Genomic DNA, 21,502 nt, shown 5'->3' with positions numbered 1-21,502 from the left:
TAAAATCAAGGGTTTGCGAGCGAAAGCTGATGCAAACCCTTGTTTGTTTCCGGTCCGCAATTTTGACAGTGGTCCGCAATTAACTTCGTGGGCATGACCCTTTTGCCCTTGCGATTCCGAATGTACTGCTCGCTCATCACGACAGTAGTATGCCCAAGTTGGTCGCGGCGATTCATCGGCGCATTCCGGTCTGGTAAAAACGGCGGCGTTTGGGCTTCGCCATGGGCAGCGACGGAATTCTCAACTACCGAGACAACCTGATCGCAGCACCATACCGGGTTCTTTCAAACGGAACGGCTACTACCCCGACCACTATCGTCACTTCGGCAATCGTGCCGATCAACGTGACGGAAACCGTTCGCTTGAACATGAACAACAACGGCACCCCTGTGGCAAGCCTCGCCCCCCGGCAATTTCAACGTAACCACGATCGGGTCAGAACCAGGCGGGAAAATGTCCTGTGGCACGACGTTGGATGACTCCGGGAACCTCTGGTACTTCAATTCGGGTTCAGGTGGTTCGCTTTCAATCGATATTTCTGGCTATGGGGTGGACCGATGATGCCATATGCAATCACGAGCTACGGCTGGCGGGCTGTAGGCGACGACTTTACCGAGGCCGATCTGGCCGAAGGCGAAAGCCTTGTCGATGAATTCCGCAGTCACTAATCGATGCAATCGCTGAGCAGGGGCTGCTTCGAGAAATGACGGCGGACCTCTATGCGCGAACCCGGCTGGCAACTGCCCAGGTAACTGCACTGCAAGGTCGGGTCGATGCAATCAACGGCGCCATCGACGGCGATTGCGCCTTGCCGGAGGAGGTCGAAGAAAGCCCTTCGCGTGGCGATGTTGGCCGAATGGAAAAAGTACCGGGTTTTTCTCGGCCGCGTGACCGGTCAGCCGATCTGGCCATCAGCGCCAGCGTGGCCGGAGCAGCCAGAACCCTACAACGGCGAGACCACTATCGCCCGGGTGTAAGCCGGACTGACTCAACGCAACAACCATGACCGAATCCGCTCTTGGCGGATTCGGTCACAGGCTAAGTTAACCATCAAAATCTCAAGCACCTGGATTGACGGTTCTAATAGCTTTTTTGTTGCGTTTGTAGCGAATAAAAGGTCTTTCAATGAGATACCAGCTTGCTATGCAAGTTGGTAGAAGAACAGTCATTAATATCCAGCTTACGCTTTGGATGTCCGTGATTCGGCATTTTTCAGTAATAAATAATAATATCGGTACGTGATAGATGTAGACGCCGTAACTTATGTCTGGAATGCGAAAGGCGATAATTCTTAAACCTGCGATCCCCACCCAAACCACAGCCACTGCATGAAGTAAATGGCGCAATGGGAAGGGCGGTATTAAAAGAGTAAGCGCAAGGAACGCCCAAGGCGCAAATCGTCCAGCAATATGTAGTTTTTTTCTGTATATAAACGCCAGATTTCCTACAAAAAAAGCCTGCGCTAGCAGGGTGAGCGTTACGGGGAACGAACCAAATCCAGTAGATGACAATATCAGTACGGTTAAAGCAGATGCAACAAGCGTTAGCCAAATAAATCTAGGCTTCTGGTATGCACCAATTGCCCATAGCCCTGCTAATGTTAGATACGCAAGCTCTTCCCAGGCGAGAGACCAAAGAGCTTGGTTCGTGTAGCCCTTTTCTGGAATATAAATCCCACCTGAAAGCCAAGTGGTTATAGAGTTTAAAGCGACCTGCGAATCAAATAAGACAAATGTCAGTAGCAAAGATGCTATTAGCGCTGGAAGTATTCTTAGTGCTCGCCTTTTTGCAAAATCCTTAAGCGATACTCTATCGCTGTAGCTTTTCAGCACAACAACGCCACTGATGGCAAGAAAAGCAGGTACCGCCATAATCAGTACGCCAGTCCAAGCGGTGTTTGGAGTTGAGTATAAGTATAGATGCGCTACAACCACTTCTAGTGCCAAAAGTAATCGTAGGATATCAAAGTTAGGGAAGTATTCCGAAGTGGGCGAGTCCGTTCTACTCATGGTCATTTTATGCCAGGTTGATCCGTAAGCTTCTCTTGGGTATTTACTCGGCGAGCGCATGGATACGTTTAGATAAGATTGTATGTTTAATAAAGCGCGAAATTGTATATGGGAAATGTGTGGCCCGCTACATTAATTAATTTCGAATGAAAAATCGCGTGTTTTTGCGCTTAGCAACCGTCAGTCCGGCGGCTTTTTTTCGCTTGGAGAAAATGATGCCTGTAACTGAAAAAGATCGAGACGTCCTCGCGCGCACGCCGTGGGGGGAAGCCCGTGGTGAATCAACGGCCGGGCAGGTGGCTGTGGCTTGGACGATCCGTAATCGGGTATTCGATGGAAAAACAATTCGTGGTGGGGGGAGGGCTACGCCGGTGTGTGCCAGAAGCCGTACCGGTTCAGCTGCTGGAACAAGAACGATCCGAACTTTCTGTTCCTTAGCGGTGCGCGACAGATCCCTTTCCGCGAATTGGCCCAGGCGCGGATTGCCGACGACCAGGTGATCGACGGGAAAGTGCAGGACCCCACCAACGGTGCCACGCACTACTACGCGCTCGCCATGAAGACGTCGCCGGCTTGGGCCGCGAAGGCGCGACAGACCCTCAAGCTGGGCGGGCACGTCTTCTTCAAGGACGTTCCGTGATGGTGGCGCCGTGGAAAACCGTATGCGCGGTGGTGCTGGTGCTGATCGGCGCCGGCAGCGCTTGGCTGTCCCGGGACTGGCGCTACGGCAAACAGTTGGCCGAGCAGGCCCGGTTGCACGCCGAAACCCTCAATCAGCTGACCATGGCCGCCACCACCGCGCAGCAGGCCGAGCAGGACAAGCGGCTGTCAGTCCTCATCGATGCGGGTTCAGCCGGTGGCTGTTCAGTGTCTGCAACCGTCGTCACCGGCGGCGTGGATCATGCAGCCGTACGCGCCCAACTTGACCCAGCGCATGCTCAACGAATTGTCGCCACCACCGGCGAAGGCGATCGCGGGCTGATTGCCCTGCAGGCCTGTCAGGCCTATATCAGAGCGCTGGCGCCTGCACATTTTGAATAATTATCCAAAGCTTCGTGTTCGATGGTTTTGCAGATAGAATGAGAAAAATTGTTTTGGCGTGAATTTGATGCAGCAGCAGCATATTAATAATCTTGATGGGTTTAGAGGCTTCGCTGCCCTCTTAGTGGTCGTTAGTCATTATAGTAACTTGACTGGCGTGCTAGGAGGGGTTTTAGGAGAGGGTGGAGGGCAGGCTGGGGTAATGCTGTTCTTTATGCTCACAGGATTTCTAATTGCCAAGCTTCATCTTGGTCAGGAATTCACTAGATCTAATCTGTTGGAATATGCGTTTAAGCGCGTTGCAAGAGTTTATCCACTATTTATAATAATTGCCGCGCTTCCTTCTTTTTTGTCTTGGTCCGGATTTCCCGGAAAAATAGCAATGTCAGACATTGACTCGTTTAGTGCGTACTTAGGTCAAATCACATTAATTGATCGTGGCTACGGTGTGCTTTGGACCATTCAGATCGAATTTATTTTCTACATAGCTTTCGTTGCTATATGGTTCGCAGCATCAAAAGCTGGGAGTGCTGTAATCGCAGCTTCTCTTTTAGCAATCACCTGCCTGCTGGTAGCTGGCGGCCTTAGCTATGGTTATGACTTTTTCAATAGGTGCCACTATTTTGTATTTGGTGTGGTCATTGCTATTTTTGCAAACAGTAAGCCAGTTTCTAATTCAACAAGGTTAAAGTCAGTTGTTGGAGTTTTGCTTCTGATTAGTGTTCCGGTCATGTTTCCTAAGTTTTCTAAGATTTTTATTGGGCTTGAAGTTGATTCGTGGCGAAGCTATATCGTTATGGTGCAGTTCTTGTTTCTGTTTATTATTGCTGTTTCGGATAGATATTATTTGTCAGCAATACTTTCGTGTCGCCCTTTAAGGTGGGTCGGAAAGGTTTCATACTCGCTGTATCTGATTCATTACTTCGTTCTTTTGCCTTTTCTTGAGTGGGTGCCCCCAGTAAGTAGTTACGCGGTTAACTTTGTTTTTTTTCTTTCGTTAACTTTGTTAGTCTCTTGGCTGAGTTATAGGTTTTTAGAAAGGCCGCTACAAAAAATTTTCCTAGTGCCAATCCGATCGGAAATAGCATCAGGAAAGGTGTTGGAAAGCAGCCGTTAGCGCTGATCTACTGGATAGGTTGCCCAGTACGAACGCTGATGCCGCTGGCCGGTTCGATTCCAGCTTCGGGCACCATGAATATCAAGGGCTTGCATGACATACCTCATGCAAGCCCTTTTTCGTGCTCAAACAAACGCCTGCCCGCTAAATCCTCTAGGCAAACGCTGAAGCCCGGCCATAGCCGTCAACCGCTCGATCCACTCGGAACGCCAGTCGGACGCCGTGTGTGCGGCCCAGGATTGGCGAGCCGCGCGCCGCGCCTCATTGCGCTGATTTTTGCGCGCATCCTTGTACGCATCGGTATTGCGGCAACTACGGCACTTCACTCGATTGAGTTCGCTGCTGGAGGAGAGGTTGTTGCCCTTGTGCCCACAGGCCAGATGCCCGTCGACTTTGAAATGAATGACCATGGGACGTCTCCTTGGTGACGTGTAAAGGTTTTGACCTCTCACGACCAAGGGCGTTCTCTCATGCCCCAGGCGAATCGACGAGCTATCTGAAGCGTGGTAGTGGCCGATCAATGGGTTTGAGCGACGACAAGGTACTGCGAATGAGGGGAGTGTCCTTGTCGATATCGTTCAGCCGGTCGCGGATGCGCAGAGCGGTCGGGTGTCCGCCTTGATGATCGACCCAGTCGGCGATCTCTTTGCAAGCTGCCGCGAGACGCGCCTCCCGAGCCTCGAGCAAGGTCAGCAGAGTGGTGATGGACTCTTTTTCGGACATGGAGCACCTCCGTTCATTAATCCGCTCGGTAGCAGCAAAAAGCTCGCCAAGCGCGAGCTCTCTGCCGTTGGGGCGCTGCTCCTTCAGCTGGTTTGAGTATAGACCCGTAAATGACAGCTATCAGCCCGACGACTCGGGGGCGGTCACTTGCGAGCTGGCGGTGTTGAGCCGATGGCATTCCTTGCGGGCGTCTTCTTCCCGGTCGAAACCATCGCCGATGAAACCACCGGTTCGCGTGTCGCAGATGCGATACCAGCCCAAGGCTTCGGCGGGCTCATGGAGCGTTTCTCCGGCGCGCCGGCCGTGGATGACAATCTTGTTGCAGCGCTTCACGACAAATATGTCTTCCATGGCGTCACCGCAGCTGATTCCTACCAGATCAACTATAGAAGCCCTGACCAATCGTGCAAAAAATAGACAAGTCAGTTCGTCGGGTGCAGTTGCCAGCCTGACTGCCGCCAGCGCAGGTGGTGGGTCGGATTCAACGCCTCAAGGAAATCCTGATCGTGGGAAACGGCGACAATGGCGCCCGGAAATGTCTGCAATGCCCGCTCGAATGCTTCCACGGAAGGCAGATCCAGGTGATTGGTCGGCTCATCCAGCAACAACAGCTGCGCAGGATCCGATCGCCACAAGGCCAGTGCCAACGCCGCTTTCAGGCGTTCGCCACCGCTTAATGACGCGCAGGGGCTCGTGGCGCGGCTTGCATCCAGTTGCAAGTGAGCGAGATAGCTGCGCAGAGTGCCCTCGGTCAGCGCAGTTCCCTGCATCATCAGCTGTTCGGTGATGGAGCGCTGATCGTCCAGTTGGGCCAACTGCTGATCCAGGAATGCTAAGGGCACGTGTGTTGTGGCGGTTCCGTTGATGGGTGCGAGTTCCCCGGCGAGCACCTTCAGCAAGGTTGATTTGCCGCAGCCGTTGGGACCGCTGACAGCGATCCGCATCGGGCCATGGATCGTGAGATTCAGTGCATCGCCCGGCAGCCACGGCAATCGGGCTTCACTCAGCGTGCAGATCTGACGGTTGTTGGGCACGGCGCTCCCGGGCAGGTTGATCAGCACGCTGTCCTCGGGCTGTACCTTGGCATAAGCCTCGCGTACCTGGGCATCGAGCTCGGACTTGCGGGCCTGATGTCCCTGACGGACATGCCCCATGATTTCCCGTGCGGCGCCCTTGATCGCGACGTATTCGAAACTGGCAATATTGGCGGTTTCGGCATTGCGTCGGGAGTTGGCGGCATGGCGTTGTATCGTGTCGTGCTCGCGGCGAAGTCGAATCCGCTCGCGCTGACGCTCGCTTCTGGCCTGATCGAGACGTGCCTGCGCCGCCGCTTGATAGATTCGCTGGTGCTCGCGGAATGCCGAGTAATTGCCACCGAATTCGATAGCCCCCGACGCGCTCAACTCAACGATACGCTGCATCCGGTCGAGCAATTGCCGATCATGGCTGACGACGATCAACCCGGTGTGCCAGCGCTCAAGCGAGTTCATCAGCCATTGCCGTCCCGATGCATCCAGATGGTTCGTCGGCTCATCGAGGATCAGCAATTCAGCCTGGCTGATAAACGCGCCAATCAGCGCGACTCGTGCTTGCTGGCCGCCACTGAGTTTGCCGGTCTCGTCGGAGAGGGCAACCTCGGTCAGCCCGGCGTCATCGAGCATACGCCGCAGGCGCTCTGCCAGGTCCCATTGTTCACCTATGAGATCGAAATCCTCGGCCGATCCGCCGCCATTCTTCATGCGCTCGAGCGCCTCAAGAATGGCGGCGCTGCCGGTGGTCTCGGCGACCGTTTCGCCGGGTGCGCCAATAAAGGTTTGCGCCACGTAGGTCGTCGTTACGGAACGCGTCACGCTACCGGTGGTGGGTTGCCACTGTCCGGCGATCAGGCGCGCCAGTACGCTTTTGCCAACGCCATTGCGCCCGACGATGGCGGTCGGGGTGTGATCGAATTTCAGGTTGAGTGCAGTGAAAATCGTCTCGCCATTGGCGAACTGAAAACCCAGCTGGTTCAGGGAGACGAGAGCAGGCGTACGCGAGACGTGAGTCATCGGCACCTCCAAAAAATGTTGTGAGCACTGACAGGCGCCTTGAGCGGCGTGTCGCGATTACATTTTTGAAGGCTTAGTTGTTCACTTCTGCGGTCGTCCTGAGGAGGTAGGAGGGCGTAGCCTATTCGAGATGGGCGAAGGCTTCAAGGCGCTGTTGCCTTCTCTACCATGCGTTCGAGAAACAGGGCCAGCGCGACTTCTTCCTTGCGCAGCCCCTTGCGGACGCGCGGCTTCGGCAATTCGGCCAAGGCGCCGAGCATGAAGTGCTCGACCACCGCCGGGTGGATGTAGCATTTGCGACAGACCGCCGGCGTGTTGCCCAGTTGGCGGGCGACACCTTTCACCATCTCGACCACATGCCGCTTGGCCTCGCTCTCGGACTCCCATTGCAGCTCTCGCAGGACCGCCAACGCCAATGCGCTGCCGGCCCAGGTCCGGTAATCCTTGGCGGTGAAATCCGCGCCGGTCAGGGTTTGCAGGTAGGTATTGACGTCGGAAGAGCTGACGGTGTGTCGCTCGCCGTTTTCATCCAGATACTGAAACAGGTTCTGCCCTGGTATTTCCAGGCAGCGCTTGATGATCCGCGCCAATCGCCGGTCCTTCACTGTGATCTGATGCTCGATGCCGCTCTTGCCGCGAAACTGGAACAGGATCGCGCTGCCGTTGACCTCGACATGCCGGCTGCGCAGGGTGGTCAGGCCGTAGGAGCGATTGTCCCGCGCGTATTGCGTATTGCCGACGCGAATCAGGGTGGCGTCGAGCAACGTGATGACCGTGGCCATGACTTTGTCGCGGCTGAACCCGGGCGATGCCAGCAGCGCTTCCAGCTGTTTGCGCAACTTGGGCAGCGCCAGCCCGAATTCGCGCAGGCGCGAATACTTGTCCGCGTCGCGCACTTCGCGCCAGCGAGCGTGATAGCGATATTGCTTGCGTCCACGGGCATCGCGACCGGTGGCTTGCAGATGGCCGCACGGGTCGGCGCAGATCCACACGTTGGTGTAGGCCGGCGGAACGGCCAGCGAGTTGATGCGCTTGATCTCGTCAGGGTCGGTGATGCGCTGGCCTTCGGGATTGAAATAGGCGAATTTTCCGCGCAGTTTTCTTCGGCTAATACCCGGCTGGGTGTCATCGACGTAATGCAGATCCGAAGGCAATACCTCGGTGAGCGCAGTATCGGGCATGGCGGATTTTCCTTCGCGGCAATCAGGCTGTTAAAACCATTGACCGCACGCCATGACGGACGTGCCCGCGGGTTTACGCCAGCACCGCGACGGCCTTGATCTGGGCCCACAATGACTGGCCCGGATGCACGCCAAGCTGATCCCGTGAATAGCGAGTGATGCGCGCCAGCAACGGTGTCCCGCCGGCATCGAGGCGGATGAGCACGTGGGCGGCGTTGTCGGCCGGCTGCTCGCTGACGACCGTAACCGGCAGTCGATTGAGGATGCTGCTGAACTCGCTGTTTTGCAGGGTCAGGCTGATGTCGCGCGCGTGAACCTTGCAACGCAGTCTCTGGCCCGTCGTCATCGGCGCGTGGGTCACGCGAATGCTCAGTGGCGAGTCCGGCAGTTGCAGGGTGAGCAATTGATAGTCGGCATCGTAGCCACTGACCTGGCCTTCGATGATCACCCCGGCGTCATTGTCCATGGCCAGCGGCAGATCGAGCCGCGCCAGGGTTTCGCCAATCGGACCGCTGGCCAGCGCTTTGCCGTCGCTGAGCAGCACCAGATGATCGGCGAGCCTGGCCACTTCGTCCTGCGCGTGGCTGACATACAGCACCGGGATTTCCAGTTCGTCGTGCAGGCGTTGCAGGTAGGGCAGGATTTCGCTTTTGCGCTGACTGTCCAGGGCCGCCAAAGGCTCATCCATCAGCAGCAACTTAGGGCTGGTCAGCAGCGCCCTGGCGATGCCGACACGCTGGCGCTCGCCGCCGGACAGATGCTGTGGGTGACGATCCAGCAAATGGCCGATGCCCAGCAGTTCGGTGGCTTGGGCCATGTCGACCCGGCGCTGCGCCTTGGGAATGCGTTTGAGGCCGAACTGCAGATTGGCCAGCACCGACAGATGCGCAAACAGGCTGGCTTCTTGAAACACATAGCCGACCGCACGTTTGTGTGGCGGCACGAAGATGCCTTTTTCGCTGTCCTGCCAGACCTGGTCATTGATGCGGATAAAGGCTTGCGGCGCGCGCTCAAGCCCGGCAATGCAGCGCAGGCACGTGGTCTTGCCCGAGCCGGACTGACCGAACAGCGCCGTCACGCCGCGACCGGGCAGCTGCAGATCAACGTCGAGGCTGAAGCCCGACCAGGCCAGTTTCAGGCGTGCATCAATCATCGATCAGCTCCAGCCCGTGCGGGTCTTGCGGCTGGAATACAGCGCCAGCAATACCAGAAACGAGAACACCAGCATCGCCCCGGCCAGCCAGTGCGCCTGTGCGTACTCCATGGCTTCGACGTGGTCGTAAATTTGTACGGAAACCACCCGGGTCTTGTCGGGAATATTCCCGCCGATCATCAGCACTACGCCGAATTCGCCGACGGTGTGGGCGAAGCCGAGGATTGCCGCGGTGATGAAGCCAGGGCGAGCCATGGGCAGAATCACGCTGAAAAAAGTGTCCCAGGGATTGGCGCGCAAGGTCGCCGCCACTTCCAGAGGACGAATACCGATTGCGGAGAAGGCGTTTTGCAACGGCTGCACCACGAATGGCATGGAATAGAGCACCGAACCGATGACAAGGCCGGTGAAGCTGAAGGTCAAGGTGCCAAGCCCCAGCCACTGAGTGAAATGCCCGATGAAGCCATTGGGGCCAAGGGCCAGCAGCAGATAAAAACCGATGACCGTCGGTGGCAGCACCAGCGGCAGCGCGACAATCGCGCCGATGGGACCGCGCAGCCAGGAACGGCTGCGCGACAACCACAGGGCAATCGGCGTACCGATGATCAGCAGGATCGCGGTGGTCAGGGACGCCAGTTTCAGGGTCAGCCAGATCGCCGCGAAATCGGCACTCGTCAGCGACATTTACAGCTGGTAACCGTAGGACTTGATGACCGCAGCGGCTTTCGGGCCTTTGAGGTAATCAACCAGCGTCTTGGCAGCGGCATTGTCCTTGCCTTTGTTGAGGATCACGGCGTCTTGCTTGATCGGGTCGTGCATGTTCGCCGGAACGATCCACGCGGAGCCGCTGCTGACCTTGCCGTCCTTGTAGATCTGCGACAGGGCGACAAAGCCCAGCTCGGCGTTGCCGGTGGACACGAACTGGTAGGCCTGGGTGATGTTCTGGCCTTCAACGATCTTGGCTTTGGTGGCGTCGGTCAGTTTCAGTTTTTCCAGCACCTGAGTGGCAGCCAGACCATAAGGGGCGGCTTTCGGGTTGGCGATGGACAGGTGCTGGTATTGGTTTTTCTTCAGGACATCGCCGTTGGCGTCGACGTAACCTTCCTTGGCCGACCACAGCGCCAGGGTGCCGATGGCATAGGTGAAGCGCGACCCCTTGACGGTGTCGCCTTCTTTTTCGAGTTTTTCCGGGGTGGTGTCATCGGCCGACAGGAAAACTTCGAACGGCGCGCCGTTTTTGATCTGGGTGTAGAACTGACCGGTGGCGCCATAGGCTGCGACCAGTTTGTGCCCGGTGTCTTTTTCAAAGTCAGCGGCAATCGCCTGGATCGGCGCGGTGAAATTGGCCGCGACCGCGACTTGCACTTCGTCGGCCTGCGCCGCGCCGATGGCGAATACCGCGAGCAGGGCAGGGGCAAAGCGTGAGGCACGATTGATCATGAAACGGCTCCGTGGGTGGCAAGTGCAGTGGGCAGTTGTTATTGGAAGGTAGACTGCGCCGATGCGAAGGGGTGAAACGCTATATAGCGAAATATATAGCGAAATGCCGCCAAACAGGAAGCACTGCTTTTAAACCGGGCGAAGGCGCCACGCTCCTCACCCGTTCGGGTTCATCACCGCGTCAGTCTTGCCAGTGCGCCCTCAGCCAGTTGCCGGGTCAGTTCAGCGCTGCCGAGGTCTTTGCCGAGTGTGAAGGCCTGGCCGGCCCAGAGGTTGATGAAATCTGCTTCGCCTTTTGCACGCAGCGGCATCAAGGCACCGCCAGCCAGCGGAAAAGCGGGGGCCTTGTCCGACATCGGGCCCAGTTCGCGCATCACCCGATTGAGAATCCCCCGCGCCGGGCGTCCGGTAAACAGGTTGGTCACCGCCGTCTCGCTTTCCTTGGCGGTGCGTAAGGCCTTGTGATGCGACGCACTGACTTTCGCTTCCGGGGTAAACAGATACGCCGTCCCGACTTGAACCGCCGAAGCGCCGAGCATGAACGCTGCCGCGACGCCGCGCGCATCGGCAATCGCACCGGCCGCAATCACCGGGACGCTCACCGCGTCGACCACTTGCGGCACCAGGGCAAACGTACCGACCTGACTGCTCAGGTCAGCGCTGAGGAACATCCCGCGATGGCCGCCGGCCTCGTAACCCATGGCGATGATCGCGTCGCAACCGTTCTGCTCGAGCCAGATCGCTTCGTCGACGGTGGTTGCCGACGAGATGATTTTCGCACCAGTGGCCTTGACCCGATCCAGCAAGGATTTTTCCGGCAGGCCAAAGTGAAAGCTCACCACTTCAGGGCGAAATTCTTCCAGCACTTCACAGGCGGTCGCATCGAAGGGCGCACGGTTTGACACCGGCGTCGGCGCATCGAAATCGACACCCAGTTCGCGATAGTAGGGTTCCAGCAGGTTTTTCCATTCACGGGCTTTTTGCTCATCCGCGCCCGGAGCTTGATGGCAGAAAAAATTGACGTTGAATGGCTTGCTCGTGCCTTGGCGAATGGTCTTCAGTTCTTCGCGCAGTTGCTCGATGGTCAGCATCGCCGCCGGCATCGACCCGAGGCCACCGGCGTTGCAAGTTGCGATGACCATGGATGAATTAGTGGCTCCGGCCATGGGGCCCTGGATGATCGGCAGTTCGATGCCGAACAGGTCAAGAATGCGGGTATCAGGCCATTGGCTCATGGAATAGCTTCTCCGACGACAAAACAGGCAGGGACGGTAGCAGCCGGTTTTTTAACGCAAAGCCACCCCCATGACCAGCACAGATTTGTAGCTTGAGCAGCGGGCGCTGGCTCGGTGTTCACGCCCGATTGGCTAAAAGTCGAGTGGGGCAAAATGTTGCAATGTGCTATTCCAATGCCTCGACATCCTTAATTTCACCGATAAGAGGCAGTCATGTTCAAAGGCATTCTGATCGATAAAGACGACAGCGGTTATCGCGCCAACCTGCAGGAAATCAGCGACGAGCAGTTGCCGGAGGGCGATGTGACAGTGGATGTCGCTTACAGCACGCTGAACTTCAAGGACGGCCTGGCGATCACCGGCAGCAGCCCGGTGGTGCGCAAGTTTCCGATGGTGCCGGGGATCGATCTGGCGGGCACCGTCGAAGTCAGCTCACACCCGGACTACAAGGTTGGCGACGCGGTGCTGCTCAATGGCTGGGGCGTCGGCGAAAGCCACTGGGGTGGCCTGGCGCAGAAGGCGCGACTGAACGGTGACTGGCTGATTCCGCTGCCCAAGGCATTCACCGCTGCGCAAGCCATGGCCATCGGCACAGCGGGCTATACGGCGATGCTGTGTATCATGGCGCTGGAACGTAACGGCGTGACAGCGCAACAGGGCGAAGTGCTGGTGACCGGCGCCAACGGCGGCGTCGGCAGTTTTGCCATTGCGTTGTTGAGCAAGCTTGGCTACCGCGTGGTCGCTTCGACCGGTCGGGTGTCGGAACACGAATACCTGACACAACTGGGTGCCAGCGAAATCATTGATCGCGCCACCCTGTCCGAACCCGGCAAGCCGCTGGCCAAGGAGCGTTGGGCGGGCGTCATCGATTCGGTCGGCAGCCACACGCTCGCCAATGCCTGTGCCAGCACTCGGGCCGAAGGTACAGTGGCTGCGTGCGGTCTGGCTCAGGGCATGGATTTTCCGGCGTCCGTGGCGCCGTTCATTCTGCGTGGCGTGACGCTGGCCGGGATCAACAGCGTGACTCAGCCCAAGGCGCGGCGCATCGAGGCTTGGGATCGTCTGGCGAAGGATCTGGATTTTGCCCTGTTGCCACTGATCAGTCATGAAATCGGCCTCGGCGAAGCTATCGACGCGGCACCGAAGTTGCTGGCGGGGCAACTCCGGGGGCGAGTTGTAGTTGATGTGAATCGCTGATTACAGTCGGGGTTTGCCTTCACGCTCGAGCAATTCGCGCTTGCGCTCCACGCCCCAGCGGTAGCCCGACAGATTGCCGTCACTGCGCACAACGCGATGACAGGGGATCGCTACCGCCAGACTGTTGGCGCCGCAAGCCTGGGCCACTGCGCGCACGGCTTTTGGTGAGCCGATACGCAAGGCGATGTCCGCGTAGCTGGCGGTGCTGCCGACCGGTATTTCGCGCAGCGCCTGCCACACCCGCTCCTGAAATGCTGTGCCGCGCACATCCAGCGGCAAATCCAGTCCGATGGCAGGCGCTTCGATGAAGCCTACGACGTGGGCGATCAGTTGTTCGAACTCGGCATCGGCGCCGATCAGGTTGGCCCGGCGAAACTGGTCCTGCAGGTCGCACACCAATTGGTGTGGATCGTCGCCCAGCAGAATCGCGCAGATCCCGCGCTCGCTCTGCGCCACCAGAATGGCGCCGAGCGAGCACTGGCCGACGGCGAAGCGGATGTCGTTGTTCTGGCCGGCGGCCCGGAAGTCACCGGGTTTCATACCCAGTAACTGATCGGCCGACTCGTAAAAACGGCTGTTGGAATTGAAGCCGGCGTCATACAGCGCTTCGGTCACCGAGCCGCCGTCTGCCAGACGCTGACGAACCCGGCGCGAGCGATGCGCGGCTGCATAGCCTTTGGGCGTCAGGCCCGTCGCTGCTTTGAACACGCGATGAAAATGAAAGGCGCTCAGGCCAGCGGTCTCGGCGAGATCATTGAGTGCGGGCAGGCTGTCCGACGCTTCGATCTGGCGACAGGCTGCCGCAACGGTGGCGGCATGCTGCGCGGCGACCTCGGTCTGATCCTTGCTCACTCGTCTGCTTGGGCGATAGCCTGCGGCTTCGGCTTCTTCGGCGGTATCGAAGAACTCGACGTTCTGTGGTTTCGGCAAGCGAGCCAGGCTGCTGGGGCGGCAATAGATGCCGGTGGTTTTCACGGCATAGACAAACTGGCTGTCCGCCCGAGGGTCGCGCGCCACGACAGCGGCCCAGCGTGGATCGTCTTCAGTGTTCAGCGAGGTGGTAAGCGTTTTCATGATGGAGAGTCCGTTGACCTGTTGAATTTCAGGTTAACCAGTGCCACCGGCCGGAACACTCCGAGCCTTGCGGTCAAACTTTGCAGAATTATCCGGCGGTGCGAAACGTGAGATTGAAGCGTTGTTCGCCCAGGCGCGGGTGCCGGCCAGGTTTGATCGGCAGGATGCCGTGGTAGCGCAACCGGTCGGCGCCGCCCCAGATCACCATGTCGCCGTGCAGCAACGGGATTTTCTGGCTCCTGTCGCCGCGCGCGAAACCGCCGAACAGGAACGTCGCGGGCAGGCCCAATGACAGCGAAACGATCGGCGCTTCGTAGGCGTTTTCGTCTTTGTCCTGATGCAACGACATCTTCGCGCCCGGAATATAACGATTGATCAGGCAGGAATCCGGCGTGAAGTCGGCAAATCCGACGCCTTTCGCCGCCGCCTGGGCCAGTTCACGAAACACCTCGGGCATCGCCGGCCAGGGTCGATGGCTCACTGGATCTTCGGATGAATAGCGGTAACCGCTGCGATCAGTGATCCAGCCCAGTGCACCGCAACTGCTGGTGGCCACCGACATGCTGAAGCCCCCGGGCGTCATCATGTGGCGCAACGGAGCGCAGGCTATGATCGATTCCAGGGCCGGCAACAACTGCTCGATTCGCGGCAGAGCAAAACCGCGCAGCACCCAGGATTGCTCGCCGATCTGTTCGGCGCGCCGGGGCTGCTCGGATTCTGTGTCGGCGAACAGATCGAAGGTGGTTTGCATGATCGTCAGGTCGCGTCGTGGAAGATGATGCCCAGAGTATGCCGTTTTCCGCTGTGCAGTCGGCTGACGCCGTGGCGCATGGTCACCCGATAATCACCGCGCACGCCTCTGACTGGCCGCTGATTGACAGCAAAGATCAGCGCGTCGCCTTTTCTCAGGTCCATCACCAGCGGGCGCGACTGCATTCTCGGACGTTGTTCGGTCATGACGAACTCGCCACCGGTGAAATCTTCGCCAGGTTCTGACAGAAGAATCGCCACTTGCAGCGGAAACGCATGTTCGCCGTACAGATCCTGATGCAGACAGTTGTAGTCCTGCGGGCCGTATTGCAGCAAGAGCGGGGTAGGCCGCAGTTGACCGGCGGCGTGGCAGCGCTCGAGAAATTCGCTGTGTTGCGCTGGAAAACGCTCCAGCAGCCCCATTCGTTCATGCCAGCGGTTGGCCAGAGGCACGAGTCGCGAGTAAAGCGCGCTGCGCAGGCGTTCCACCACGGATGGAAGCGGATAGCGCAGGTATTTGTATTCCCCGCGTCCGAAACCATGGCGGGCCATGATCACCTGGGACCGGAACGGTTCGCTTTGTGGGTAAAGCGCACTCAATCGATCGCAGGTCTCCGGGCGCAGCAGCGTGCGGATGACGGCGTAACCGTCCTGATCCAGTTGCTGCTCCAGGGCGATCCAGTCGAGCTCATCGAGCGGGGAGGCGGGTGAGGGTGAAATGCTGATTCCTTGGCTTGCATTCAGGTATCAGTCTGGGTCGTCCACCCGGCCGCAACACTCCGCCGCTTGCGGTCGAATTGTCACCCGGGTCTTACAGGGCCTTGCTGACGCTGATGTCGCTGATCTCATCAGCGCTCTGGCCGTGCAGGGCATCCAGTGCGGCCTTGGCTTCTTCCGTCGTGCCGTTTTCCAGCTGGGCGAACTCGAAGCGGCGTTCACCGTTGAGTTTGTACTTGATCACGTATTTGGTTGTTTGGGCCACGTTGATGCTTACCTGTCTGCGTTGGCGGAACCGCTCAGCTGAGTTTGGAGCTCGAGCGGCGAATGATCTTGATCGAGTGCGTCAGGGTTGGCTTGCGGGTCACGCTGATCGCGCGGCGGTTGACGGTGTCGATGGTGATGTTCCAGAAACCGGTGCTGGGTGCGGTGATGCGGGCTGGAAACGTGTCAAAGGCGCCGCCGTGATAGGTGTGGCGCCCGCCATTTTTGAAGCTTCGGAAGTTGGCGTCGTTCATCAAGCGGATGTTGCAGGTTTGCGAGCATTGAATGACGACGATGTCGTCTTCGTTGAGGTGCTCGCGCTGGTGAATGAATTTCATGGGCGCCTCCAGAAGGGCTTTTTCTACAAAATCAAAACGATAGCATTGTCGATCGGCGCAGTTTATCAGCCCGGACAGGTTATTATCCGGCCGTCGGGCAGCGCTTTGACAATTAAAAACAGAATTCACGATTCGATGTGGGTTAAATGCAGTGAGCCTCGGAGAAAAACGGCATTCATGCTGTCGGAGGGTCTTTATTGGAGGTTTTGTATGAAGTGGGGTGTGGTGATTCTGCCGTTGGCATTGGCAATGGGTGGTTGCGCAAGCGTTTCGGAAATCAATGAAACACTGCCGACCATGAACGTCATTTCCGGCAAGAAGCCCCATGAATATGCTGAGTGCCTGTCAGAGAAGCTGGCCGACAGCCGGGGTGCCTTGCAGGTAGAGCGGCACAAGGACGAGGTTCGGGTCATTGTGCCGGGCAAGCTGGGGTCGGGCCCGGCAGCGGTGTTCGATATCGAGGATCGTTCCGGTGGCAGTAGCATCAAGCTGCATGAGCGGATGTCCAATGTGCCGCTGCGTCCAGGGGATGTGCGCAAAGCCGCCACCGCCTGCATTTCCGGCTGATAGACTGTCATCAGTCAACATTGATGCCGTCACAGCGTTGCTGTGGCGGCATTTTCATTTCCGGAGCGGTGAATGAAGAGAGAGCAGGTGCGGGAGCGACACAAGGAAGGGCTTATTGCGGCTACCCATGTGATCCAGAACCCGGCGAATCCGGGGGAGTGGATCGTGTTTTTCAAGAAAAGCGCCGGCCGCAGTTACTTCCTGGTCGACGATAACGACGAAGTCGAATCATTCAATCGGCTCGACGACCTGATCGAGGTCGTGCGCGGGCTGGGGATCAAGTTCGCCGAAATTCACATGTAAGTCTACTTGCAGACCACTACCACGCTGCGGTTTTTGTAGTTGCCGACGTCGACGCCCAGCGTCTTGTCGTCTTCCTTGGGCGCCGGTGTGCCGTCAGTCCCGACGATGCGATAACCGGTGCCGGCGCAGGACGCGTCAGCCTTTTCATAGCAGGTGGCCCAGGAATTGGCCTCGCCGGAGCAATCGATGCTCAACCCTTGTTCGCCATTGTTCAGGTAAGTGGTCTGCGAAGTGGCACAGCCGGTCAGGGCGGCGAGTGCAATCAGCGGCAGGAAACTGATGAGGGAACGGTTGGTCATGGCAATGTCATCTTCGAGGAGGAGGGGGCTAGACGCTATGACAGCGCCGGCAGGAAAAGGTTATAGCGATTGGCCACTTCTTTTCGCGCAGTCAAAAAAAGCCCTGCACAATGGCAGGGCCGGCCTTCATCATTACCGATCAGTCTTGTTCCTTGCCGCGACGTTTCGGAGCTGCGGGCGTGTAATCGAGCACCGCGGCGACTTCAATCGCCATCGCCTCTGTGGGCAACGGGCCGGACACGTCTTCGCCGTTGGCGGCAGTGATATGCCACTGGCCATCTTTCGCCTTGGCGACGGTGTACCCGTTGATGATTTTTGCTGCGGACATCTAGCGGCCTCGTTGGCTGGTTCAAAGGCGCCATGATAACGGTAAATGGGCGAGCGGGCGCAGGTCGATGCGGCGTTCCGAGATCTTTGGGCTAAGCTGAATGCGCAGCCTCTGTGAGCGGATTGAACTATCCGCCAGATTATTTCTCTATGTTGACATCGGTTAGCCAGTGCGGGGCATTGTAAGGTGCACGCCGCCTGATTAGACTGCGCCGAAACTCGTACACACAGCCCTTTCAAGGACTTATATGATCAAGAAATGCTTGTTCCCAGCAGCCGGTTACGGTACTCGCTTCCTCCCAGCGACGAAGGCCATGCCCAAAGAAATGCTGCCGGTGGTAAACAAGCCACTGATCCAGTACGGCGTCGAAGAAGCTCTGGATGCTGGCCTGAACGAAATTTCCATCGTGACCGGCCGTGGCAAGCGCGCCCTGGAAGACCACTTCGACATCAGCTACGAGCTGGAAAACCAGATCAAGGGCACTGACAAGGAAAAATACCTGGTCGGTATCCGCAAGCTGCTGGACGAGTGCTCGTTCTCCTACACCCGCCAGACCGAAATGAAAGGCCTGGGTCACGCGATCCTGACCGGTCGCCCATTGATCGGCGACGAACCGTTCGCCGTGGTACTGGCGGACGACCTGTGCGTCAACCTCGACGGTGACGGCGTACTGACCCAGATGGTCAAGCTGTACAAGCAGTTCCGCTGCTCGATCATTGCCATTCAGGAAGTCGATCCGCAGGAAACCAGCAAGTACGGCGTGATCGCTGGCGAAATGATCCGCGACGACATCTACCGCGTACACAGCATGGTCGAGAAGCCAAAGCCGGAAGACGCGCCGTCGAACCTGGCGATCATCGGTCGTTACATTCTGACTCCGGACATCTTCGACCTGATCGAACAGACCGAACCAGGCAAGGGCGGTGAAATCCAGATCACCGACGCCCTGATGAAACAAGCCCAGAACGGCTGTGTGATGGCTTACAAGTTCAAAGGCAAGCGCTTCGACTGCGGTGGTGCGGAAGGCTACATCGAAGCAACCAACTTCTGCTTCGAGAACTTCTACAAGACTGGCAAGGCTTACTGATAAAGCCTGATCTGCCTGTACGAAAAAGCCACCTTCGGGTGGCTTTTTCATTTTCCGCCCCTATATCGGCAGGAGTGCTTGCCCAACGGACGACGGCGGGTATGCTGATCGCCTGCCGAGGAGATAGAAATGGCCTACGATTTTGACCTTTATGTGATTGGCGCCGGTTCCGGCGGTGTGCGGGCTGCGCGTTTTGCTGCCGGGTTCGGTGCGAAAGTGGCGGTGGCCGAGAGCCGTTATCTGGGCGGCACCTGCGTCAACGTCGGTTGCGTACCGAAAAAACTGTTGGTGTATGGCGCGCATTTCGCCGAAGACTTCGAACAGTCCTCGGGTTTTGGCTGGAGCCTGGGCGAGGCGAATTTCGATTGGGCCACGCTGATTGCCAACAAGGATCGCGAGATCAATCGCCTGAACGGCATTTATCGCAATCTGCTGGTCAACAGTGGCGTGACCCTGCATGAAGCGCACGCGAAAATCGTTGGTCCGCACGAAGTCGAGGTCAACGGTGAGCGATACACTGCGAAGAATATTCTGATCGCCACTGGTGGCTGGCCGCAGATCCCGGAGATACCGGGGCATGAGCATGCGATCAGCTCGAACCAGGCGTTCTTCCTCAAAGAACTGCCCAAGCGTGTGCTGGTGGTCGGTGGCGGTTACATCGCCGTCGAATTTGCTGGGATTTTCCATGGGCTGGGCGCCAACACGACGTTGCTGTATCGCGGGGATCTGTTCTTGCGCGGTTTCGACGGTTCGGTGCGTAACCATTTGAAGGAAGAACTGATCAAGCGCGGTATGGATCTGCAATTCAATGCCGATATTGCGCGCATCGACAAGCAGTCGGATGGCAGCCTGAAAGCGACTCTCAAGGATGGTCGCGTACTGGAAGCGGATTGTGTGTTCTACGCCACCGGTCGGCGTCCGATGCTGGACAATCTGGGGCTGGAAAACACTGATGTGCAGCTCGACGACAAGGGCTTCATCAAGGTCGATGAGCAATACCAGACCACCGAGCCGTCAATTCTGGCACTGGGTGATGTCATCGGTCGCGTGCAGTTGACGCCGGTGGCGCTGGCCGAAGGCATGGCAGTGGCGCGACGCCTGTTCAAGCCTGAGCAATACCGTCCGGTGGATTACAAGATGATCCCGACGGCGGTGTTCAGCCTGCCGAATATCGGCACCGTCGGCCTGACCGAAGAAGAGGCCCGGGAAGCGGGGCACGAAGTCGTGGTTTACGAAAGCCGCTTCCGGCCGATGAAGCTGACTCTGACGGATTGCCAGGAGCGCACGCTGATGAAGCTGGTGGTCGATGGCAAATCTGACAAGGTGCTGGGCTGTCACATGGTAGGGCCGGATGCCGGCGAGATTGTGCAGGGTTTGGCAATCGCATTGAAGGCTGGCGCCACCAAGCGTGACTTCGACGACACCATCGGGGTGCACCCGACGGCGGCCGAAGAGTTTGTCACCATGCGTACGCCGGTCGGCGCTTAAGTCTTTTTCGGTTCTACTGCGTCTGGTGCTGCCGCAACGGTGGTGGCCAGGCGCAGGCTGGCTTGTGCCGTGGCCAATTCCTTTTCCAGTGACTGATTGAGCTGCGACTGCTCGTCGACGTTCTGCTTGAGCGTCTGGCTTTCCAGCAGTGCCACACGCAAACGTTCCTGGAGGAGGGTGCGTTCGCTGTCGACGCGAGACGCTTGCTCCAGCAGTTGATCCTGGCGCTGATTGCTTTGTTTGAGTTGATCCTGCACCAGGCTCAATTCGCGCACGGTGCCGCGATTCTCGGTCAGCAGACGTTCGTTGTCGCGGTGCAACTGAGTGATCTCGTCCTGACGTACCAGTGCGCTTTGCTGCGCCTGGCGCAACTCCATCTGCAACTGCTGAACCTGAGTTTCGTGACGGCTTTGCTCCTGCTCGCGCTGTTCCTTGATGGCGTTGCGGTAGTGCTCAAGCGCATCGCGGGCATGCAGGTGCTTCTCTTCCAGGGAGCGGATCTGCTCGTCCTTGTCCTGCAGGCGCAATTCAAAGTCTGACAGTGCCTGATTCAGCCCGGCGTTGCGGGTCTGCTCGGTCTGCAACATCGAGCGGGTATCGCTCAGCGCTTCGGATTCCTTGGCCAGCGCGGCAGCCTGAATGTCGTGCTTCTTCTCCAGTTGCACATGATCCTGACGAAGCTGATTCAGTTCGTCCTCCAGTGCCTGACGCTGTTGCTCGTACTGCTCGCGCGCCTGGTCAATCGGTTCCTGCGCCTGTTCTTTCAGGCGTTGGGCAAGGCGCGTAACGAGTGCCAGCAGCTCGTCATCGATGGGTTCTGCCGAAGGATCGGCCGGTTCGCTGCCGTCATCCAGCTCTTTCAGATAGCGATGAATCGTGGTTTTTGAACCCGTATTGCCAAGTTCGATGCGTACTGCGTCGATGCTGGGGTGTTCGCCACGGGCGAGGATCGCTGCGCGCGCGATCTGGACCACTGCTTTATTAACGCCGCCACGGGCCATATTTGCTCCTACCATTTCGTACTGTGGTACATGCCACTAAAGTATGTAGTGTACTATGTTGAAAATAAAGTAAAAGAAGCACCGATAAACGGACGGGATATACTGGTATTACCCCATGTGAAACCCATAAAATCGGTTTTCG

26 protein-coding genes and 2 pseudogenes are annotated in these 21,502 nt (G+C 57.8%); 9 read left to right on the top strand and 19 right to left on the bottom strand.

The window, feature by feature from the left end; translation table 11 throughout:
* Positions 1-83 precede the first annotated feature (83 nt).
* A pseudogene (locus tag K3819_RS29470) lies at positions 84-176 on the bottom strand (integrase); the annotation flags it as partial.
* A gap of 663 nt (positions 177-839) precedes the next feature.
* Between K3819_RS29470 and K3819_RS16045 the strand changes: the two are divergent.
* Entirely contained in the window at positions 840-977 is a 138-nt protein-coding gene (locus tag K3819_RS16045; RefSeq protein ID WP_143492853.1) for a tail fiber assembly protein, read from the top strand.
* 81 nt (positions 978-1,058) lie between these two features.
* Here K3819_RS16045 and K3819_RS16040 read toward each other — a convergent pair whose 3' ends face one another.
* Positions 1,059-2,009 carry an acyltransferase gene (locus K3819_RS16040; RefSeq protein WP_158090082.1) on the bottom strand — a complete coding sequence of 317 codons (951 nt, stop codon included), beginning with the start codon at positions 2,007-2,009 and terminating at the stop codon, positions 1,059-1,061.
* A gap of 215 nt (positions 2,010-2,224) precedes the next feature.
* On the opposite strand from K3819_RS16040, the pseudogene K3819_RS16035 reads away from it, so the two are divergent.
* The 3 genes and pseudogenes from K3819_RS16035 (at position 2,225) to K3819_RS16025 (ending at position 4,167) form a co-directional block, all read left to right on the top strand.
* A pseudogene (locus tag K3819_RS16035) lies at positions 2,225-2,649 on the top strand (cell wall hydrolase).
* Positions 2,649-3,050, top strand: a complete 402-nt coding sequence (locus K3819_RS29695; RefSeq protein WP_085610431.1) for a hypothetical protein — start codon at positions 2,649-2,651, stop codon at positions 3,048-3,050. Before K3819_RS16035 ends, K3819_RS29695 begins: the two are co-directional and overlap by 1 nt.
* Before the next feature lie 67 nt (positions 3,051-3,117).
* Complete coding sequence (locus K3819_RS16025; RefSeq protein WP_221397446.1) at positions 3,118-4,167, top strand: acyltransferase; 1,050 nt, start codon at positions 3,118-3,120, stop codon at positions 4,165-4,167.
* Positions 4,168-4,292: 125 nt separating this feature from the next.
* On the opposite strand, the gene K3819_RS16020 is transcribed toward K3819_RS16025, so the two are convergent.
* The 9 genes from K3819_RS16020 to K3819_RS15980 form a co-directional block, all read right to left on the bottom strand.
* Positions 4,293-4,577 (bottom strand): hypothetical protein, encoded by a 285-nt coding sequence (locus K3819_RS16020; RefSeq protein ID WP_085610429.1) that lies wholly within the window; start codon positions 4,575-4,577, stop codon positions 4,293-4,295.
* Between the two features lie 82 nt (positions 4,578-4,659).
* The gene (locus tag K3819_RS16015) at positions 4,660-4,890 is read right to left on the bottom strand and encodes a hypothetical protein (protein ID WP_039768768.1); all 231 of its coding nucleotides are present in this window, start codon (positions 4,888-4,890) and stop codon (positions 4,660-4,662) included.
* A gap of 120 nt (positions 4,891-5,010) precedes the next feature.
* Positions 5,011-5,241, bottom strand: a complete 231-nt coding sequence (locus tag K3819_RS16010) for a hypothetical protein (RefSeq protein ID WP_039768766.1) — start codon at positions 5,239-5,241, stop codon at positions 5,011-5,013.
* Positions 5,242-5,312: 71 nt separating this feature from the next.
* Positions 5,313-6,938 carry an ABC-F family ATP-binding cassette domain-containing protein gene (locus K3819_RS16005; protein ID WP_221397445.1) on the bottom strand — a complete coding sequence of 542 codons (1,626 nt, stop codon included), beginning with the start codon at positions 6,936-6,938 and terminating at the stop codon, positions 5,313-5,315.
* Between the two features lie 143 nt (positions 6,939-7,081).
* On the bottom strand, positions 7,082-8,119 hold the full coding sequence (locus tag K3819_RS16000) for a DNA topoisomerase IB (RefSeq protein ID WP_085610426.1): 1,038 nt from the start codon (positions 8,117-8,119) through the stop codon (positions 7,082-7,084).
* A 73-nt stretch (positions 8,120-8,192) separates the two neighbouring features.
* Positions 8,193-9,272: a molybdenum ABC transporter ATP-binding protein gene (gene modC, locus K3819_RS15995; protein ID WP_221397444.1), complete on the bottom strand. Its 1,080-nt coding sequence runs from the start codon at positions 9,270-9,272 to the stop codon at positions 8,193-8,195.
* 3 nt (positions 9,273-9,275) lie between these two features.
* Positions 9,276-9,956, bottom strand: coding sequence for a molybdate ABC transporter permease subunit (modB, locus tag K3819_RS15990; protein ID WP_085610424.1), 681 nt, complete (start codon positions 9,954-9,956; stop codon positions 9,276-9,278).
* Positions 9,957-10,712, bottom strand: a complete 756-nt coding sequence (gene modA, locus K3819_RS15985) for a molybdate ABC transporter substrate-binding protein (protein ID WP_221397443.1) — start codon at positions 10,710-10,712, stop codon at positions 9,957-9,959.
* Positions 10,713-10,885: 173 nt separating this feature from the next.
* The gene (locus tag K3819_RS15980) at positions 10,886-11,947 is read right to left on the bottom strand and encodes a nitronate monooxygenase family protein (protein ID WP_221397442.1); all 1,062 of its coding nucleotides are present in this window, start codon (positions 11,945-11,947) and stop codon (positions 10,886-10,888) included.
* Positions 11,948-12,160: 213 nt separating this feature from the next.
* Here K3819_RS15980 and K3819_RS15975 point away from each other — a divergent pair, with 213 nt between their 5' ends.
* A complete protein-coding gene (locus K3819_RS15975; protein ID WP_085610421.1) occupies positions 12,161-13,144 on the top strand; it encodes an MDR family oxidoreductase in 984 nt (327 codons plus the stop codon).
* Here the strand turns inward: K3819_RS15975 and ada are convergent, their stop codons facing one another.
* The 5 genes from ada to K3819_RS15950 all read right to left on the bottom strand — a co-directional run bounded on the left by ada (position 13,145) and on the right by K3819_RS15950 (position 16,287).
* Positions 13,145-14,218, bottom strand: coding sequence for a bifunctional DNA-binding transcriptional regulator/O6-methylguanine-DNA methyltransferase Ada (gene ada / locus K3819_RS15970; protein ID WP_221397441.1), 1,074 nt, complete (start codon positions 14,216-14,218; stop codon positions 13,145-13,147).
* Between the two features lie 88 nt (positions 14,219-14,306).
* The gene (gene alkB, locus K3819_RS15965; RefSeq protein WP_409348303.1) at positions 14,307-14,969 is read right to left on the bottom strand and encodes a DNA oxidative demethylase AlkB; all 663 of its coding nucleotides are present in this window, start codon (positions 14,967-14,969) and stop codon (positions 14,307-14,309) included.
* 5 nt (positions 14,970-14,974) lie between these two features.
* Entirely contained in the window at positions 14,975-15,688 is a 714-nt protein-coding gene (locus K3819_RS15960; protein ID WP_409348353.1) for a 2OG-Fe(II) oxygenase, read from the bottom strand.
* Between the two features lie 91 nt (positions 15,689-15,779).
* Positions 15,780-15,950, bottom strand: coding sequence for a hypothetical protein (locus tag K3819_RS15955; protein ID WP_178076440.1), 171 nt, complete (start codon positions 15,948-15,950; stop codon positions 15,780-15,782).
* Between the two features lie 34 nt (positions 15,951-15,984).
* Positions 15,985-16,287, bottom strand: coding sequence for a DUF1883 domain-containing protein (locus K3819_RS15950; protein ID WP_007958929.1), 303 nt, complete (start codon positions 16,285-16,287; stop codon positions 15,985-15,987).
* A 210-nt stretch (positions 16,288-16,497) separates the two neighbouring features.
* Here K3819_RS15950 and K3819_RS15945 point away from each other — a divergent pair, with 210 nt between their 5' ends.
* Positions 16,498-16,854, top strand: a complete 357-nt coding sequence (locus K3819_RS15945) for a hypothetical protein (RefSeq protein WP_085610682.1) — start codon at positions 16,498-16,500, stop codon at positions 16,852-16,854.
* Positions 16,855-16,926: 72 nt separating this feature from the next.
* Positions 16,927-17,157: a hypothetical protein gene (locus K3819_RS15940; protein WP_011334337.1), complete on the top strand. Its 231-nt coding sequence runs from the start codon at positions 16,927-16,929 to the stop codon at positions 17,155-17,157.
* Between the two features lie 2 nt (positions 17,158-17,159).
* Here the strand turns inward: K3819_RS15940 and K3819_RS15935 are convergent, their stop codons facing one another.
* The gene (locus K3819_RS15935; RefSeq protein WP_064596941.1) at positions 17,160-17,456 is read right to left on the bottom strand and encodes a hypothetical protein; all 297 of its coding nucleotides are present in this window, start codon (positions 17,454-17,456) and stop codon (positions 17,160-17,162) included.
* Positions 17,457-17,595: 139 nt separating this feature from the next.
* On the bottom strand, positions 17,596-17,784 hold the full coding sequence (locus tag K3819_RS15930) for a hypothetical protein (RefSeq protein ID WP_064596939.1): 189 nt from the start codon (positions 17,782-17,784) through the stop codon (positions 17,596-17,598).
* 247 nt (positions 17,785-18,031) lie between these two features.
* Here K3819_RS15930 and galU point away from each other — a divergent pair, with 247 nt between their 5' ends.
* Together galU and gorA are read left to right on the top strand one after the other, a co-directional pair.
* Positions 18,032-18,871, top strand: coding sequence for a UTP--glucose-1-phosphate uridylyltransferase GalU (gene galU, locus K3819_RS15925; protein ID WP_039768735.1), 840 nt, complete (start codon positions 18,032-18,034; stop codon positions 18,869-18,871).
* A 129-nt stretch (positions 18,872-19,000) separates the two neighbouring features.
* Positions 19,001-20,359 carry a glutathione-disulfide reductase gene (gorA, locus tag K3819_RS15920; RefSeq protein ID WP_085610417.1) on the top strand — a complete coding sequence of 453 codons (1,359 nt, stop codon included), beginning with the start codon at positions 19,001-19,003 and terminating at the stop codon, positions 20,357-20,359.
* Here the strand turns inward: gorA and K3819_RS15915 are convergent.
* Complete coding sequence (locus tag K3819_RS15915) at positions 20,356-21,360, bottom strand: DNA-binding protein (protein ID WP_221397440.1); 1,005 nt, start codon at positions 21,358-21,360, stop codon at positions 20,356-20,358. The genes gorA and K3819_RS15915 overlap by 4 nt on opposite strands.
* Between the last annotated feature and the right edge of the window lie 142 nt (positions 21,361-21,502).

It is taken from the genome of Pseudomonas sp. 3-2, assembly GCF_019710535.1.
GTDB classification, from domain to species: Bacteria; Pseudomonadota; Gammaproteobacteria; order Pseudomonadales; family Pseudomonadaceae; genus Aquipseudomonas; species Aquipseudomonas pharyngis.
Note: the sequence above shows the minus strand (reverse complement) of the source record. Positions and strands in the feature narration are given on the sequence as shown.